Annotated in this window: 14 protein-coding genes and 3 pseudogenes; 11 read left to right on the top strand and 6 right to left on the bottom strand. The window is 58.9% G+C overall.

Going from position 1 to position 14,994, the window contains the following annotated elements; genetic code table 11:
• Window positions 1–531: 531 nt before the first annotated feature.
• Window positions 532–845: pseudogene (locus ACSQ8R_RS31330) on the top strand (DUF736 domain-containing protein).
• A 98-nt stretch (window positions 846–943) separates the two neighbouring features.
• Here ACSQ8R_RS31330 and ACSQ8R_RS31325 read toward each other — a convergent pair.
• Window positions 944–1,855 carry a LysR substrate-binding domain-containing protein gene (locus ACSQ8R_RS31325; RefSeq protein WP_436257189.1) on the bottom strand — a complete coding sequence of 304 codons (912 nt, stop codon included), beginning with the start codon at window positions 1,853–1,855 and terminating at the stop codon, window positions 944–946.
• Between the two features lie 91 nt (window positions 1,856–1,946).
• Between ACSQ8R_RS31325 and ACSQ8R_RS31320 the strand changes: the two genes are divergently transcribed.
• Together ACSQ8R_RS31320 and ACSQ8R_RS31315 are read left to right on the top strand one after the other, a co-directional pair.
• Entirely contained in the window at window positions 1,947–2,963 is a 1,017-nt protein-coding gene (locus tag ACSQ8R_RS31320; protein WP_436257336.1) for an NADP-dependent oxidoreductase, read from the top strand.
• Between the two features lie 69 nt (window positions 2,964–3,032).
• Window positions 3,033–3,335, top strand: a complete 303-nt coding sequence (locus ACSQ8R_RS31315) for a putative quinol monooxygenase (RefSeq protein ID WP_436257188.1) — start codon at window positions 3,033–3,035, stop codon at window positions 3,333–3,335.
• 405 nt (window positions 3,336–3,740) lie between these two features.
• Here the strand turns inward: ACSQ8R_RS31315 and ACSQ8R_RS31310 are convergent.
• The 3 genes and pseudogenes from ACSQ8R_RS31310 to ACSQ8R_RS31300 form a co-directional block, all read right to left on the bottom strand.
• Window positions 3,741–3,899, bottom strand: a pseudogene (locus ACSQ8R_RS31310) (mobile mystery protein B); the annotation flags it as partial.
• Between the two features lie 444 nt (window positions 3,900–4,343).
• Window positions 4,344–5,096, bottom strand: a complete 753-nt coding sequence (locus tag ACSQ8R_RS31305) for an alpha/beta fold hydrolase (RefSeq protein WP_436257187.1) — start codon at window positions 5,094–5,096, stop codon at window positions 4,344–4,346.
• A 48-nt stretch (window positions 5,097–5,144) separates the two neighbouring features.
• Entirely contained in the window at window positions 5,145–6,920 is a 1,776-nt protein-coding gene (locus ACSQ8R_RS31300; protein ID WP_436257186.1) for a cytochrome c biogenesis protein DipZ, read from the bottom strand.
• A gap of 320 nt (window positions 6,921–7,240) precedes the next feature.
• Here ACSQ8R_RS31300 and ACSQ8R_RS31295 point away from each other — a divergent pair.
• The 5 genes and pseudogenes from ACSQ8R_RS31295 to ACSQ8R_RS31275 all read left to right on the top strand — a co-directional run bounded on the left by ACSQ8R_RS31295 (window position 7,241) and on the right by ACSQ8R_RS31275 (window position 11,122).
• Window positions 7,241–8,277 (top strand): annotated as a pseudogene (locus ACSQ8R_RS31295) (alpha/beta fold hydrolase).
• Between the two features lie 89 nt (window positions 8,278–8,366).
• Entirely contained in the window at window positions 8,367–9,107 is a 741-nt protein-coding gene (locus ACSQ8R_RS31290) for a response regulator (protein WP_436257185.1), read from the top strand.
• The gene (locus tag ACSQ8R_RS31285) at window positions 9,104–10,423 is read left to right on the top strand and encodes a sensor histidine kinase (RefSeq protein WP_436257184.1); all 1,320 of its coding nucleotides are present in this window, start codon (window positions 9,104–9,106) and stop codon (window positions 10,421–10,423) included. Before ACSQ8R_RS31290 ends, ACSQ8R_RS31285 begins: the two co-directional genes overlap by 4 nt.
• A 129-nt stretch (window positions 10,424–10,552) precedes the next feature.
• Window positions 10,553–10,969: an organic hydroperoxide resistance protein gene (locus tag ACSQ8R_RS31280; protein WP_436257183.1), complete on the top strand. Its 417-nt coding sequence runs from the start codon at window positions 10,553–10,555 to the stop codon at window positions 10,967–10,969.
• A 27-nt stretch (window positions 10,970–10,996) separates the two neighbouring features.
• Window positions 10,997–11,122, top strand: a complete 126-nt coding sequence (locus ACSQ8R_RS31275; RefSeq protein WP_436257182.1) for a hypothetical protein — start codon at window positions 10,997–10,999, stop codon at window positions 11,120–11,122.
• Between the two features lie 56 nt (window positions 11,123–11,178).
• Here the strand turns inward: ACSQ8R_RS31275 and ACSQ8R_RS31270 are convergent, their stop codons facing one another.
• Both ACSQ8R_RS31270 and ACSQ8R_RS31265 read right to left on the bottom strand, forming a co-directional pair.
• On the bottom strand, window positions 11,179–11,502 hold the full coding sequence (locus ACSQ8R_RS31270; RefSeq protein ID WP_436257181.1) for an EF-hand domain-containing protein: 324 nt from the start codon (window positions 11,500–11,502) through the stop codon (window positions 11,179–11,181).
• 52 nt (window positions 11,503–11,554) lie between these two features.
• A complete protein-coding gene (locus ACSQ8R_RS31265) occupies window positions 11,555–12,190 on the bottom strand; it encodes a TetR/AcrR family transcriptional regulator (RefSeq protein WP_436257180.1) in 636 nt (211 codons plus the stop codon).
• A 112-nt stretch (window positions 12,191–12,302) separates the two neighbouring features.
• Between ACSQ8R_RS31265 and ACSQ8R_RS31260 the strand changes: the two genes are divergently transcribed.
• The 3 genes from ACSQ8R_RS31260 (at window position 12,303) to ACSQ8R_RS31250 (ending at window position 14,907) form a co-directional block, all read left to right on the top strand.
• Window positions 12,303–13,895 (top strand): ABC-F family ATP-binding cassette domain-containing protein, encoded by a 1,593-nt coding sequence (locus tag ACSQ8R_RS31260; RefSeq protein ID WP_436257179.1) that lies wholly within the window; start codon window positions 12,303–12,305, stop codon window positions 13,893–13,895.
• A 396-nt stretch (window positions 13,896–14,291) separates the two neighbouring features.
• Window positions 14,292–14,657 carry an alpha/beta hydrolase fold domain-containing protein gene (locus ACSQ8R_RS31255; RefSeq protein ID WP_436257178.1) on the top strand — a complete coding sequence of 122 codons (366 nt, stop codon included), beginning with the start codon at window positions 14,292–14,294 and terminating at the stop codon, window positions 14,655–14,657.
• Entirely contained in the window at window positions 14,566–14,907 is a 342-nt protein-coding gene (locus ACSQ8R_RS31250) for an alpha/beta hydrolase (RefSeq protein WP_436257177.1), read from the top strand. Before ACSQ8R_RS31255 ends, ACSQ8R_RS31250 begins: the two co-directional genes overlap by 92 nt.
• Window positions 14,908–14,994: the final 87 nt, after the last annotated feature.

Here is a 14,994-nt window from a genome sequence, read left to right as displayed (position 1 = left end):
ACGCGTTGGCGCTCAATGCAGTCTACGGCATCCGCGGAGTGCGCGGCGCCTATCTTGGGGTTCGGAAAGCACGCCCAATCTCGCCCTTCGTCCAGCAGGCTCTCACAGGCCTCGGCGGGACAGTTATCAGTCCTCCACGGAGATCTGCTGTCAGCAAGCCTTGGCTTTGGTTTTAGTACTCGATCAGGATGGGCCGGGCGGCTCCTGCTTGCAATTCACTTCGGCGCCCAGATGACGCCATAGTCGTATCCCTTGATCTGGCAAGCTGGTACGTCCACTGCGGTCTCGATGGGGCATCTCTGACCAAATACCGCCTCGTGGTGCTCGGCTCGATCGGCATCCGCAACGGTCGGATCGTTTTCTTCCCCTGTGCGCTGAAGCGCCCATTCCTCGCGGTGCCAAGAAAGCTTCCCTTTCACCGTCCTCCACGTCGTTTCGGCCTTTCAGGTGCGGGCCGCTCGTCTCCGGTCATGTCAACTGCCATCGAGGCCGCGATGGACGCGGCCCGAACAACCGAAAAGGAATACGACAATGGCAACCATCGGCTCTTTCACCGCTTCCGGCAACGGCTTTACCGGCATCATCAAGGCCCTCAACCTCAACGTCAACGTCAAGGCAACCATCCGCACCGTCGATCGCACCTCCGATAAAGGCCCGACTACCGCATCCTCGCAGGGGCCTCGGAGTTCGCCGCAGCCTGGAAGAAAACTTCGAACGAGGGCCGCGACTATCTCTCGGTCAAGCTCGACGACCCGAGCTTCCCCGCTCCGATCTATGCAACGCTGATCGAGGTCGAAGGCGAGGAGGGCCTCTCCCTCATCTGGTCACGGTCCAACCAGGACTGACGAAGATTGCAACGCCCCGCCATTGGTCGGGCCTTTCACTTCAAAAGGCTTAAGCAAAGCCTATTGAACATAGAGCCAGCTTGAGGCGCTAATGAGTGCTATATCGCCCACGACAACTCAAGCAGAGTGTTGATGAAGGCGCGCACGGCCGGGTTGGACCGCCGGCTTTCGGGCCACAATGCTGTGATGTTGTGCCGTTCCACCGTGTGGTCGGCCAGAACAGGCACAAGCGCTCCGCGGCTGACCCAGGCGCTGGCCATGAAACTGGTTGCCATTCCTATGCCGGCACCCGCAGCGATCGTCGCAAGCACGGCTTCGCTCGTATCGACGATGATGCGGGAGGACGGCACGATCTCCACCTCCCTATCCCCGACGAGAAAAGGCCAGCGAAATAACTGGCCGCTACTCTGGTAGCGAAGGCTGACAGTCTCATGCCCGTCCAATTCGTCCGGATGTGTCGGCGGGCTGTGCCCGGCCAGATATTCGGGCGAGGCATAGCAGCATAGCCTGTACGGCAGGAGCCGGCGTGATAGCAGGCGGGAATCTGACAGATCGCCGATGCGGACCGCCAGGTCGAAGCCGCCATCGACGAGATCCACCATCTGATCGCTCAAGCGCAGATCGATGTTCACCTTCGGATGGAGCTTGCGAAATCCAGGAAGCGCGGGCGCGATGATGTGTAGGCCGATGGGTAAAGAGGCCGCAATGCGCAATGTGCCGGCGGGCTCGGTGCGTGCTGCCTTTGCCGCCTGCTCGATCTCTTCCGCGTCGTGCAGGAGCTTGAGCGCACGCTCATGCAGGTCGCGCCCTTCGGCTGTCAGGGTCAGGGAACGAGTCGTGCGTGCAAAGAGCGAAACGCCAAGCTGTTTTTCCAGCCGCTGGATACTTTTGCTGACCGCCGAGGGTGAGACAGACAGGGAGCGGGCGGCGGCTGTGTAGCTTCCGAGCGATCCGGCGCGGGCGAATGCGATCAAGCCCGTCAGTCTGTCGATTCCGATTTGTTCCTTCATGGCACTATTAAAGCGATTTTGTCGACGATTATCAATCGAGATGGATGATCGTATCCTTGGTCATGGAAACAATCATCCAAGCGAGGCCATGATGACTGATTTTATGAAAGCGGTGCGACTACACGAATTCGGTGGACCGGATGTCCTCCTCTATGAGGATGCGCCCCGACCGGAAATCGCGGCGGACGACGTGCTCGTTCGCGTCCATGCCGCGAGCCTCAACCCGCCGGATCTCTATCTGCGGGACGGCTATCGGGCACTGCCGCCCGATTGGCAGCCCAGCCCAAGCTTTCCGCTGATCCTTGGCACGGACATTTCCGGCGTGGTCGCGGCCGTCGGCGAAAACGTTTCGCAATTCAAGGTCGGCGACGAGGTCTACGCGATGGTCCGGTTCCCGCATGACCTGATGACGGGAAGCAGCGCCTATGCGGAATATGTTCGCGTCCCGGCATCGGATCTGGCTTTGAAACCTTCCGGGATCGATCATATCCAGGCAGCGGCTGCGCCGATGTCGCTGCTGACGGCCTGGCAATTTCTGGTCGATCGGGGACATGATAAACCGAACCCGTTTCAGTCCTTCACGCATAGACCAGTGCCGTTGAACGGCAAGACGGTGCTGGTGAATGGCGCCGGAGGCGGTGTCGGTCATCTCGCGGTGCAGATCGCGAAATGGCAAGGGGCAAAGGTGATTGCCGTTGCTTCCGGCAAGCATGAGGCGCTGTTGACCGATCTCGGGGCAGATACGTTCGTCGACTACACGAAGGTGGCTGCCGAGACAGCGGCGGCGGATCTGGATCTTGTGCTCGATGCCGTCGGTGGTGCCAAGATGGAGCGCTTCCTTTCCAGCATCAAGCCGGATGGCGCGCTGTTTCTCGTCAACCCGCTGGGCTTTTCCGGCCATGAAGACGCCGCCCGGCGGAAGATCACCGTCTCCACAACGCAAGTGCGCTCGAACGGTTCGCAGCTGGCACAGGCTGGCCGCCTGCTCGATGAGGGGATCGTCCGGGTGGTGATCGACGGCACCTATCCGCTTGCCGAGGCATCGGCAGCGCACCGCCGTGCTTCCGAGGGGAGCATCCGGGGCAAGATCGTGCTGATCACCACTTAGTTGGAATGCGACCAATCAACCCCTGACCGCCTTGAACAGGCGGTCAGGGGTTGATGGAGAAAATATCTCATGTTGATCATAAAAGGCTACTTGGATGTCGATCCGGCCGATCTGGCTCAATTCATGAGAGAGCTGAATGCGCTGGCGTCCACGACACGCAAGCGTTGTGGAAACATAGCCTATGAGGCTGCCGTGGATGATCCGCGGTCAGGGCGATTGCTGATCTCGGAACGTTGGGTCGATCAGGCCGCACTGAGCGCTCATCTACAGGCGGGCGACACGATCGCGTTTGTCAGCCGCTGGAACCGTACAATGCGAGGCGAACTTCGAAAATACGACGCATCGACCGAACGCGACATCATGGACCGCTGACAAACGGACCTTCCGGTTCGCGCAGGCCGAGCACTGCGGGTCGATAGCGTTTCGTGTGATAATAGTCCACGGCACTCGCCTCGCGTCCTCATCGACTCTCTCAACACCGCTCACTATCCTTGTTGATGACGGATGTTGAGGGTCTGAAGCTTGCAGGCGAAGGTATTCAAAAAAGTGTCTACGGCGCTGATCCAGTAAATTTCGGATGGGTTCTCGTCGACCTGGAAAATCGTGATTGATGGGCACGCCCCGCGGAGCCGAACGTTGCTAAGATCGCCTGCGTTCTCGACCCATCGACTAGCCGGCTGCAATCCCATCCGCAGTGGCAGTCGAGTGAAAGTCGCGTTCGGTATGACGAACTGGGGGCTCAGAGCCGCTCAGTGGGTGCGATGCAGCCCGCCCTCCCTACGCACGAGCGAATACCAGCAGAGGCGCTGTGTCGTGGTCGTCTGCTGCACGTAGGGCCGCGACATAGCGGGTGCGAAGTTCGCCGACGTCAGCCAGTGTTCCGCCGCCCCAACTGAAGCGTTCGCCGCCAAGCCGTTCAATCAGAAGATCGGCTGTTGCAGCCGGCGCCCTTCCGCAACCGGCCGTCGCCAGAATTTTCTTCTGCGGGGCGCCTCCTCGCTAACCAAAATACAGGCGCCGACAAGTCCTCGCGATCAAGATCGCCTTCATCGAGATCGACATTTCCTTCCAGACAGACTGGGACTGGCGTAAGTGATGCGCGAGCGGCCACGTCGGTGACCGCGTCCTCGACCACATGGAGACTGCCCACGGGAGCGATCAGCGCAGTACGAATCCGTGTATGCCACAGATTGACCAATGGTTGACCATTGCCAAGCGCGTCACCCAAAATAGTGATTTGGAAGGGTTAAGTAACTGAAGAGATTGTGGAAGGTTGCGCGAAAATCGATCTGCACGATGTGGCCACCGGTCCACATCCTTTCAAGGCGAAACCAGTTTCAGCGGCGATCCATATTGCCGGATCGCCACGTTATGCCAGCGTTAGAGTGCTTTCGCAGCTGTTTCAATGACGTCAGCAACCTTTTGGGGCTGAGAGGCAAATACAGCGTGGCTGGATTTGATCTCAGTCACCGTGCTGCCGGCACGCTTCGCCATCTCTCGTTCCAGCTCAGGATTGATGGATCGGTCTTCAGTCGCAACAATGGACCAGCTTTGCTTCGTCTTCCAAGCTGGATCGCCGACTTTGGTTGAGAAAGCTTCCTTCGAGGCGAAGACCTGCGACCTTGCCAGAAACGCTGCGTCGTCTTTCGGCAGGTCTGCGGCGAAGTCGTTCGCAAAGGCGGCGGGGTCGAGATAGAGATACTTTCCGTCCTTCGTCTCGCGGATATTCATGCCGCCAGCTGGCTTTGAACTCGCGAGGCTGAGCAGGCTTTCACCCTTGTCCGGCTGGAAAGCCGCGACGTATACGAGGCCTTCGACGGCAGGGTTATTGCCCGCTTCAGTGATCACCATACCGCCGTAGCTATGACCGACGAGAAGCGTCGGGCCGTTCTGCAGATCGAGCACTCGGTGTGTGGCGGCAATATCGTCGGCGAGCGACGTCATCGGCTGCTGAACGATGGTGACATTGAAACCTCGCTGGACGAGGATATCGAATGCCTTGCGCCAGCCCGAACCATCGGCAAGTGCGCCATGGACGATGACGATGTTTTTGACCTCGGCGGCCTGCGCCGAATAAGCGATGACGCTGCTGGCGAAGGCGAGTGCGAGGATCGAGATGGAATGTCGGTTCATGCGTTTTACTCCTGTTGTCGTGGAAGGTTTTGATGCGAAGGATGGGTGTCAGCCGAAGGTGAAGGCGTAGGCTTCGACACCTGGATCGAGGAAACGGATCTCAAATGTCCGCTCCTCCACGTCGCCGGACTGGCGAACGAGCTGGTAAAGCTTGGTGGAGGATATGGTACCGTGGCCGGCAGCATCGGTGTCTGCACCATGACTGGATCCGGGCGCCTTGCCGTCGATCGTCACCTGGAAGCGAACAGGTTTGCCGGTGGCACTCGGTCCCAGTACCAGATGAAGGTCGCGCGCGCTGAAGCGGTAGGCGATGCTGCCATCCGGCCGGTCCAGCACGGCCCGTTCAGCACCGACTATCCAGGTACCGGAGAGGCCCCATTCATTCAGGCGTGGTTGCGAGACAGAATATACGCTGGCAGCGTCGGCACGCAGCCTTTCCGGAGAGATGAAGCCGGCAGCCCTTTGGTAGCCGAGATAACTCTCGCCAGAGCGGATGTTCTTGAGGTCGGGACTTGCCTCGGCTCCTTTCGCATTGGGGGTCACTGGCGCGGTTGAAGCCATCTCGCTGCCGGCTTCGCGCAGCAAGTCCTGTATCGCCTGCTCGGACTGGCGATAGTTGCCTTCGCCGAAGTGATGGTAGCGGATCTGGCCCTTTGCATCGATCAGATATTGAGCCGGCCAATAGCTGTTCTCGAAAGCACGCCAGATCTTGTAGTCGTTGTCGATCGCTACCGGGTAACCGATCTTGAAATCCTCGATCGCCTTTCTGACATTGTCGATCTTCTTCTCAAACGCAAATTCCGGAGCATGCACGCCAATGACGACCAGACCCTGATCCTTGTATTTTTCGGCCCAGGCGCGGACATAGGGGACGGTTCGGATGCAGTTGATGCAGGAGTAGGTCCAGAAATCGATGAGCACGACCTTACCGCGCAGTTCTTCTGTCGTCAGCGGTGGCGAGTTCAGCCATTCGACGGCGCCATTCAATGACGGTGCGCTGGCCTCGATCGGCAAATCACTGCGAAACGGCTGAACTTGGTCGCCGGCAGCTGGCATCGCACCGTTGCTGGCAACCTCGGATATAGGATCGTTTGCAGCCCTGTCGTGCAGTTGGTCAAGCACAGCCTGTTCGAATGTGGCCGTGCTGGCATAGGAAAGCCGCGCCAGGAGACCGGTGTCGAGGCCAAGGGCAATAACGGCCACGCCGGCGAGAACCGCGGCACCCAGACCCTGGCGAATACGCTCGCTGATGCCGAGCGACTGCTTCATGCCGGCAAAAACCCTGCCGCCTACGAGAAGGGCAACGGCAAGCGATGTTGCTGCACCTGCGGCATAGGCGGCGAGCAGAAACGTCGTCTGGAGATTAGCGCCATTTAGGGCCGCACCCGTCAGCAGGAGGCCAAGGATTGGCCCGGCGCAGGGCGCCCATAGCAGGCCGGTCGCGACGCCGAGAATGAAGGAACTCGCTGCAGTCGGTACGGATCCAGGTCTGCCCGACGCATTCAGCAACCTGTTGCCTAAGCCGACGACCGGTTGCGTGATGATACTCGCCGTGCTTGGCGACAAAAGGCTGACCCCGAAGATAGCGAGCAGCGTTATCGCCGCGAGACGACCGTATTCATTGGTGTGGATCGCCCAACTCCCGCCGATGGAGGCAAGGGTTGCGACCAATGCGAACGTGACGCTCATGCCGATCAGCATCGGGAGCGTGCTTCTGATGAAGGGCTGTCCGGCCCGGGTAAAGACGAAAGGGAGGATGGGAAGGATGCACGGGCTGAGGATAGTCAGCGCTCCTCCGAGATAGGCAATGATGAGAAGTGTCATCGTCGTTTCCTTGAACCGGTTGGTCGGGTTTTGGACGGCGGTTGGGCGCGGCCAGCAGTGACACCAATCTGGTCGAAGCGACGTATCCCGGATGTGTCCGGCTCTCATCGGAAATGTACCGCAGTGTAGAACGCAGCCTATCCACGACAGAGTGATACAACTCGTTGGCAAGCCCGCTCGGTAAGTGGCGCGAATTGTATCAGACTGTATCGAGGGCGCCGGAGGCTACATCCGCATTCAATATTGGGCTTGACGGGACACATGCGGGATACGTCCGGTCGGCTTACTGCTCGTCACGATCAATCGAGATGGAGAGAACGATGTCCCCTCAGTTCAACCACCAGCGCCGCCGCTTCTTCGGAATAGCCGCCATAACCATTGCTGCCGCCGAATTCGGCGTGACCACTATCGCCAATGCCGCGTCACCCAGGGTATCGGCGGCGATCAAGGCCGGAGGGCATACTTCGTTCGCAGCGCTCAAGCAGATCAAGGCAGGCGTGCTGGATATCGGATATGCAGAAGCCGGCCCGGCCGATGGTCCCGTTGTTCTGCTTGTTCACGGTTGGCCGTATGACATTTATAGCTATGTCGATGTCGCACCGATCCTGGCCAATGCAGGCTACCGCGTGCTCATTCCCTATCTGCGGGGCTACGGCACGACGGGCTTCCTTTCGGACGAGACCCCGCGAAATGGCCAGCAGGCGGCGCTGGCCGTTGACATGATCGCCTTCCTGGATGCCCTTGGCGTCGAAAAGGCGATCCTGGGCGGATATGACTGGGGAGCGCGCACCGTAAACATCATGGCGGCTCTCTGGCCGGATCGCTCTCAGGCAATGGTTTCTGTCAGCGGCTATTTGATCGGCAGCCAGGCGGCAAACAGCACGCCACTCCCGCCGGCCGCGGAACTCGCCTGGTGGTACCAGTTCTACTTCGCCACCGAGCGGGGCGGCTCGGCTATGCCGCCAACACGCACGAATTTGCGAAGCTCATCTGGCAGACGGCTTCGCCCACCTGGACATTTGACGATGCGACTTTCAACCGATCGGCCGTCGCCCTCGACAATCCGGACCACGTCGCCATCACCATCCACAATTATCGCTGGCGGCTCGGTCTCGAAGAAGGCGAGGAGAAATACGATGCCTTCGAGAAGCAGCTCGCGATGGGTCCGGTCATCACCATTCCAACGATCACAATGGAAGGCGATTCCAATGGTGCGCCCCATCCGCAACCTTCGGCCTACGCAAAGAAGTTCTCCGGAAAATACGAGCATCGAGATATAGCAGCTATCGGGCATAATCTGCCCCAGGAAGCGCCAGAGGTATTCGCTCAGGCTATCATCGATGTGGCGAAATTCTGATGACGGGGGCTGCCGCCAGAAACCGCTTTGCTAGCGGCGGCCCACACGGAACTAATGTCGCGTGAGTGCGAATGTTTGAAAGGCCAGAGATGGAGCATGTCGACCACATTTTGATTATCGATGACGACCGCGAAATTCGCGAACTGGTATCGAGCTATCTGAAAAAGAACGGCCTTCGCACGACAGTTGCTGCCGACGGCCGGCAGATGCGCAGTTTCCTGGAAGCCGGCACTGTCGACCTGATCGTGCTCGACGTGATGATGCCGGGCGATGATGGCTTGGTACTGTGCCGCGAGCTGCGCGCCGGCAAGCACAAGGCGACACCGGTGATCATGCTGACGGCGCGCGATGATGAAATGGATCGGATCATCGGGCTCGAAATGGGCGCCGACGACTATTTGCCCAAGCCGTTTGCGGCGCGAGAACTGCTTGCCCGCATCAAGGCGGTGCTGCGTCGCACGCGTATGCTGCCGCCCAACCTGCAGATCAGTGAGGCCGGTCAATTGTTGACCTTTGGCGATTGGCGGCTCGATACGGTCGGTCGGCATCTTCTTGATCGGGACGGAACGGAAATAGCCTTGAGTGGTGCCGAATACCGACTGCTGCGGGTGTTCATCGATCATCCGCAACGCGTGCTCAACCGTGACCAGATCCTGAACCTCACGCAGGGCCGCGATGCCGAACTGTTCGACCGCTCGATCGACCTTCTGGTGAGCCGCCTGCGCCAGCGGCTTGGCGATGATGCGCGCGAGCCGACCTACATCAAGACTGTGCGGGCGGAAGGCTATGTGTTTTCTGTCCCGGTTGAAATCTCGGTACCCAGGACATGAGTAGGAGCAGCAAGTCCCGTTTCGACTGGTGGCCAACGACATTGCGCTCGCGATTGTTCCTGATCCTTTTTGCCGGACTGGCGGTTGCTTATGGCCTATCCTTCAGCATTCTCTTTGCCGAGCGCTACATGTCAGCCAAGGCCGTGATGCTCGGTACACTGGAAACCGATCTGGCAACGTCCATCGCTGTTCTCGACCGCCTTCCCGCCAACGAGCGGCCCGATTGGCTGGATCGCCTGAGCCGCGGCAGCTACCGTCTTGTTCTGGGGCCCGGGCTTCCCGGCGTTCCGGATTTATCGGGTCGTGGTGCGGAGATCGCCGACCGGATAGGCCAGGCGGCTGGCAACAGGTTTGCGATCCGCGTCGAAGCCATTCCAGGCGACCACATGCGGTTGCAGGGGCATTTGACGCTGTCGGATGGTTCACCGCTGACAATCGATGTGACCCCGCGCGGTGTGATGCCCTTGGCCGAATGGCTGCCTTATGTCTTCGCAGCTCAGATGATTATACTCATTCTCTGCACCTGGTTTGCGGTGCGTTCGGCAATTCGTCCGCTGGGCGCTCTCGCCGCCGCCGCTGATGCACTCGACCCCGGTAAGAAGGGCTCGCTCCTGAACGAAGATGGTCCGAGCGAGGTTGCCCAAGCGGCGCGGGCCTTCAACGCCATGCGTGATCGCATCGCCCACTACTTGGAAGAACGGGTGCAGATCCTTGCAGCAATCTCCCATGACTTGCAAACGCCGATCACCCGCATGCGGCTTCGCGCCGACATGGCGGATGAAAGCCCCGAAAAGGACAAGCTTGTCAGCGATCTGCGCGAAATCGAGCGCCTGGTGCAGGATGGAATTGCCTATGCGCGAAGCTCGCATGGCAATGGTGAAAGAAACTCGCGCATCGATCTTGCGTCGTTCATCGACAGCATCGCTTACGATTATCAGGATACGGACAAGGCGGTTTCGGTAACCGGCATCGTTCAGGGAACTGCCCTGACTAAACCGCACGCATTGCGGCGTATTTTGACCAATTTCATTGACAACGCCCTCAAGTTTGCCGGTGCGGCAGAGATCAGGGTCGAGCGATCGGGCGAGGGAAATATTGTTATTGCAGTCATGGACCATGGACCAGGCATTCCCGACGACAAGCTGGAGTCCGCCATGCAACCGTTCTACCGGCTCGAGACGTCACGCAATCGGGACACAGGGGGCACGGGGCTTGGATTGGCAATCGCGCAGCAGCTTGCCGTCTCGCTCGGTGGGACAGTACGAATCTACAATCGCTCCGGCGGTGGGCTTGCTGCGGAAATATCGCTACCCTGACAGGTCCGACGCGTCGCTTCTACGATGCGATACAATTTAGACCTTTTCGAAAACATGCCGGATACGTCGATGCGGCAAAACACGCCCGTCAACCACGTCGCTCAAGGCGACCGAACGAAGGAGTGTTCCATGACAAAGATCGAGAAGGTTCTCTATACCGGCAAGACCCATACCACCGGCGGACGCGACGGTGCGGCGCGCAGTGACGATGCGCAGCTTGACGTCAAGCTTTCGCCTCCCGGTAGCGGTAAGCCCGGCACAAATCCGGAGCAGCTCTTTGCTGCTGGCTGGTCCGCTTGCTTTATCGGTGCCCTGGGCATTGCCGCGGGCAAACATAAGATCGCGCTGCCGGCGACGACGGCAGTCAATGCCGAAGTCGACCTCGGAATGAGTGACGGCGCCTACCTGCTGCAGGCCCGGATGAATGTCAGCCTTCCGGGGCTCGATGCCGACCTTTCACGGGTTCTTATCGACGAAGCTCACCAGACCTGCCCCTATTCCAAGGCGACACGGGGCAACATCGCGGTTGAGCTGAAGCTTGTCTGACAAGTTGCCAATATCCAGGAGTGTTCGATGAAGCGTTTGATCATTGGCATGCTCGCGCTTGCCGTCTTTGCAGCGCCCTGCGTCTATGACGTGTTCTCGCCGGAACCATCCCCCCTGGCCGCGCTGGCCACGGCCGTTGGTCTTCTGGGATAGAGAGGGTTGAAGGTCGAAGAGGGAGCGGCTGCGAAACAGCCGCTCCCATTTTTCCATCAGGATTTGCCGCCTTCGTCCGGAAGCAAGGTCGCAGCTTCGATCGCCAAAGGATCGGCCTTGAGAAGAAGGTAATCCGGCATCGATTTCAGGCTGGGATCGCAATGGACAGCCGGCGTCAATACGCCCGTCGAGTTCATTTCACCCAGACTGACCAATCCATCGCCGTCGTGGTCCATGCGTTCGCCATAGTCGACGGTTGGCTTTCCCTGCCCATCGATGGCGATACCCGGCCTCAGAATCTCGTTGAATGTCTTGAATTCATCAGAGTTGAGTTTTCCGTCTCCGTCTCGGTCGAATTTTTCAAACGCCTTGTTGAGCATTTGCGAAAGGGGGCTGGCATTGTTGATAGTCGTCACGATTTCTTGTACGCGTTCAGTTGGATTTCGGTGTCATGGCAGTCTGGAAAATGGTCCACCGGCTTTCGAAAACCCGGCGGAGTTCGGCTTCATCGGGAGTGTCTCGCAGGCCAAGGCGGATGCGATTGTTGGCGCCTTCGAGCAGATCGATAAGGACACCGCATATTTCGGATGCATCGCCGGCTACGACGGCGCTGGAAGCCTGAGCAGCGATGATCACGTCGACCATGGGTTCCAGCGCGACACTCGACCAAACGGCAAGCCTTTCTCGAAGAGACGCAGAGAGCACGGCCTCTGCTGTGACCGATAGGTAGAAGGCGGCATAGTCCCTGTCGGTGCCAAACAGAAAATATTGGAACGCAACGGCGCGGAGGGCGAGCAGGGGCCTACCGTGCTGCTTTGCCGCCTGCGCGAGTGCTGTACGAAAGCCCGTGAGATCGCGCTCAACCACTGCCTCCAGGATCGCCTGCTTGTTCGGATAGCGCCGATAAAGTGTATGTTTGGAAATCGCTCGTCGGGCTGCGATTTCCTCTATCGAAGCATTTGCAATGCCCTTCGTCGCAAAGGTGATGCGGGCTTCGTCCAGAATCTGTCTGGTAAGGTTCGCCGCCTCCTCGCGTGTCGGTCGTCCTCCGGGGCGTGCTGTCTTCATGCGACCCCGAAGGGTTGAATGGAGAGAGACTTGACGGTGACCATTGTCCATACCTGAATTATTTGATAACAGCACGATAACGTGCCGTTTATTTCGATGCAACAGGTTTAATATGTCTTCCATCGTGCTGTCAGGTCTTTCCTGGTTTAAGCCGGACGGTGATCCAGTATTCGAGGGTCTCGACCTGTCGTTCCGACCGGAAAGAACCGGCCTGGTTGGCCGAAACGGCGCCGGCAAAACGACCATGCTGAAAATTATCTCCGGATTCCTGTCTCCGTCTGGGGGGGCCATTACCGTCGATGGCAAAGTGGCGCTTGTCCGGCAGATGCTGGATGTCGATCCAAACGAAACGATCGCCGATCTTTTCTGTGCTGGGCAGGCGCTCGAATTGCTTGCCTGGGCCGAAAACGGCGCCGCCAGCCTCGAAGACCTTGCAGAGGCCGATTGGACAATCAGGGAGCGAATCCTGTCTGCCCTTGCGCGATTTGGGCTGGCTGCCGAGCCGGATACGCTGCTCAACCATTTATCTGGTGGACAGCAGACCAGGGCTGCTCTTGCGGCGGCCCTATTCGAAGAGCCGGATTTTCTTCTTCTCGATGAACCAACCAACAATCTGGACAGTGCGGGGAGGCAGGCAGTCATTGACCTTCTCAGCAGATGGAAGGGCGGGGCCATCGTTATCAGCCATGATCGCGAACTGCTTGAGCATATGGATGCCATCGTCGAACTGACCACGCTTGGGGCGAAACGCTACAGCGGCAACTGGAGCGTCTATCGATCGACGATGGTAATCGAGTTGAATGCCGCCGAGCAGAATCTGGCGCATGCCCAAAAGACCGCCGGTGAAATCGATCGCAGGGCGCAGGTCCTGGCGGAACGGCAGGACCGAAGGAACGCATCGGGGAACCGAAAAGCAGCAAAGGGAGGCATGCCAAAAATTCTCCTCGGTCGGCGCAAGAGCAATGCGGAGGCCAGCCTTGGCAAGGTCACGGAACTTGCCGAGCGCCAGCGCGCCGATGCGCTTGACGCGGTTGCTTCGGCCCAGGCGCGAGTCGAGGTGCTCCAGCCATTTTCCGTGCATCTTCCGGCCACAAACCTGCCTTCCGGTAAGGCAGTTTTGTCTCTGGACCGTGTTACTGCGGGCTATGACCACGGACATCCCGTTTTCCGCGATCTGTCCTTCTCGATCGTCGGTCCGCAGCGTGTAGCGCTTTCCGGCCCGAACGGGTCTGGCAAAACGACGCTGCTGAAGCTGATCATGGGAGATATCGTGCCCGTCACCGGCATGGTCACGGTTTCTGTCCTTTCCATGATGCTGGATCAGAGTGTCAGCCTTCTCGATGGTGGCAAAAGTATCCTCGACAATTTCAAGCGGTTGAACCCCGGCACGACCGACAATGCCTGCCGGGCCACTTTGGCGAGTTTTCGTTTTCGTTCGGATGCCGCCCTTCAGCGCGTGGAAACATTAAGTGGGGGGCAGATCCTGCGTGCCGGCCTCGCCTGCGTGCTCGGGGGACCCACTCCCCCGTCGCTGCTGATCCTCGATGAGCCGACCAGTCATCTTGACATCGAGTCCATCGATACGGTGGAAGCCGTGCTGAGGGCCTACGACGGCGCGCTTTTGATCGTGAGCCATGATGACACGTTTCTCGAAAATATCGAGATAGACAGACTGATGGAGCTCGGTGGCCACCCGTTAGATTAGCCGCACACGCGAAAATCGCACCCACCGCCCCATTTAGATAAAATCTCGAATCTGGATATAATCATGTCTCAACCTGCCTATGACCCGCAACGTGCCGCCGTTCTGGCAACGATCGGGGACTTCGTTCCAAAGGGGATGACCCCCTGGATCAACTGTCCTATTTCCGGTCGATAAGCATCCCGACCAGAGAGGACCTGCTGCGGGATCACCCTGTTGATTGCGTCGATGACCGGATCATCGGCTTCGATGGCGGCGAAATCCTCGTTTCGATCATTTCGCCTAGGGACCAAAGTGGCCCGGCGATCTATTTTCTGCATCGCGGCGGCATGGTCACGGGCAATCGCTTTGCCGGTGCTGCTCCCCTGTTGATTGGGGATTAGGCATGATGCAGTCTGCGTGACGGTAGAGTACCGGCTGGCACCGGAACATCCGGCACCAATTCCGGTGGAAGGTTGCTATGCCGCGTTGGTGTGGATGGCCTCTCACTCGGTGGAGCTCAAGTTCGATCCGGAGCGCCTGGTGATCTTCGGCGGGAGCGGCGGCGGAGGGCTCGCGGCCGGCACGACGTTGATGGCACGAGACCGAAACGGTCCGCGCTTATTGGGTCAGTTGCTGCAGTGCCCTACGATCGACGATCGAAACGGAACGGCGTCCGCCGACCAATATAACGGTGTCGGAGTGTGGGATACGACCAGCAACCGGACTGCATGGCAAGCGGCAATCGGCCAAGAACTGCGGCGCCGGCGACGTTTCCTCCTATAGCGCACCGGCGCGGGCCACAGATCTTTCCAGGCTGCCGCAGACCTTTATCGATGTCGGAGCGTGCGAAGTTTTTCGTGATGAGGCCATCGATTATGCTGTCAGAATTTTAGCATCCGGCGGTCAATGCGAACTACATATCTGGGGCGGAGCCGTTCATGGCTTTTACGATATCGCCCCTCAATCCGAACTTGCCCGTGCTTGCATCGCGGCGCGAAATAGCTGGCTGGAGCGGTTGTTGACGCTGACTTGAGTCCCGTCGCCTCGTTGTGGCTTCAAATCCAATACTGATCATCTACCTGACTCCGCTTTCGAACTGCGGGGTCAGGTAGATGCGTGT

Source organism: Neorhizobium sp. LjRoot104, from assembly GCF_964253725.1.
Classification (GTDB): Bacteria; Pseudomonadota; Alphaproteobacteria; order Rhizobiales; family Rhizobiaceae; genus Neorhizobium.
This window is presented reverse-complemented; position numbering and strand designations above follow the sequence as displayed.

Excerpts from the sequence above, each read along its gene's own strand:
- ACSQ8R_RS31300 (WP_436257186.1), bottom strand. The coding sequence starts at position 6,920 with ATGACACTTCTCATCATTGCCTATCTCGGAGGAGCGCTGACTATCCTC.
- ACSQ8R_RS31325 (WP_436257189.1), bottom strand. The coding sequence starts at position 1,855 with ATGAAGGAACAAATCGGAATCGACAGACTGACGGGCTTGATCGCATTC.
- ACSQ8R_RS31260 (WP_436257179.1), top strand. The coding sequence starts at position 12,303 with ATGTCTTCCATCGTGCTGTCAGGTCTTTCCTGGTTTAAGCCGGACGGT.
- ACSQ8R_RS31285 (WP_436257184.1), top strand. The coding sequence starts at position 9,104 with ATGAGTAGGAGCAGCAAGTCCCGTTTCGACTGGTGGCCAACGACATTG.
- ACSQ8R_RS31270 (WP_436257181.1), bottom strand. The coding sequence starts at position 11,502 with ATGCTCAACAAGGCGTTTGAAAAATTCGACCGAGACGGAGACGGAAAA.
- ACSQ8R_RS31305 (WP_436257187.1), bottom strand. The coding sequence starts at position 5,096 with ATGAACCGACATTCCATCTCGATCCTCGCACTCGCCTTCGCCAGCAGC.
- ACSQ8R_RS31265 (WP_436257180.1), bottom strand. The coding sequence starts at position 12,190 with ATGAAGACAGCACGCCCCGGAGGACGACCGACACGCGAGGAGGCGGCG.
- ACSQ8R_RS31275 (WP_436257182.1), top strand. The coding sequence starts at position 10,997 with ATGAAGCGTTTGATCATTGGCATGCTCGCGCTTGCCGTCTTTGCAGCG.
- ACSQ8R_RS31315 (WP_436257188.1), top strand. The coding sequence starts at position 3,033 with ATGTTGATCATAAAAGGCTACTTGGATGTCGATCCGGCCGATCTGGCT.
- ACSQ8R_RS31290 (WP_436257185.1), top strand. The coding sequence starts at position 8,367 with ATGGAGCATGTCGACCACATTTTGATTATCGATGACGACCGCGAAATT.
- ACSQ8R_RS31280 (WP_436257183.1), top strand. The coding sequence starts at position 10,553 with ATGACAAAGATCGAGAAGGTTCTCTATACCGGCAAGACCCATACCACC.
- ACSQ8R_RS31320 (WP_436257336.1), top strand. The coding sequence starts at position 1,947 with ATGACTGATTTTATGAAAGCGGTGCGACTACACGAATTCGGTGGACCG.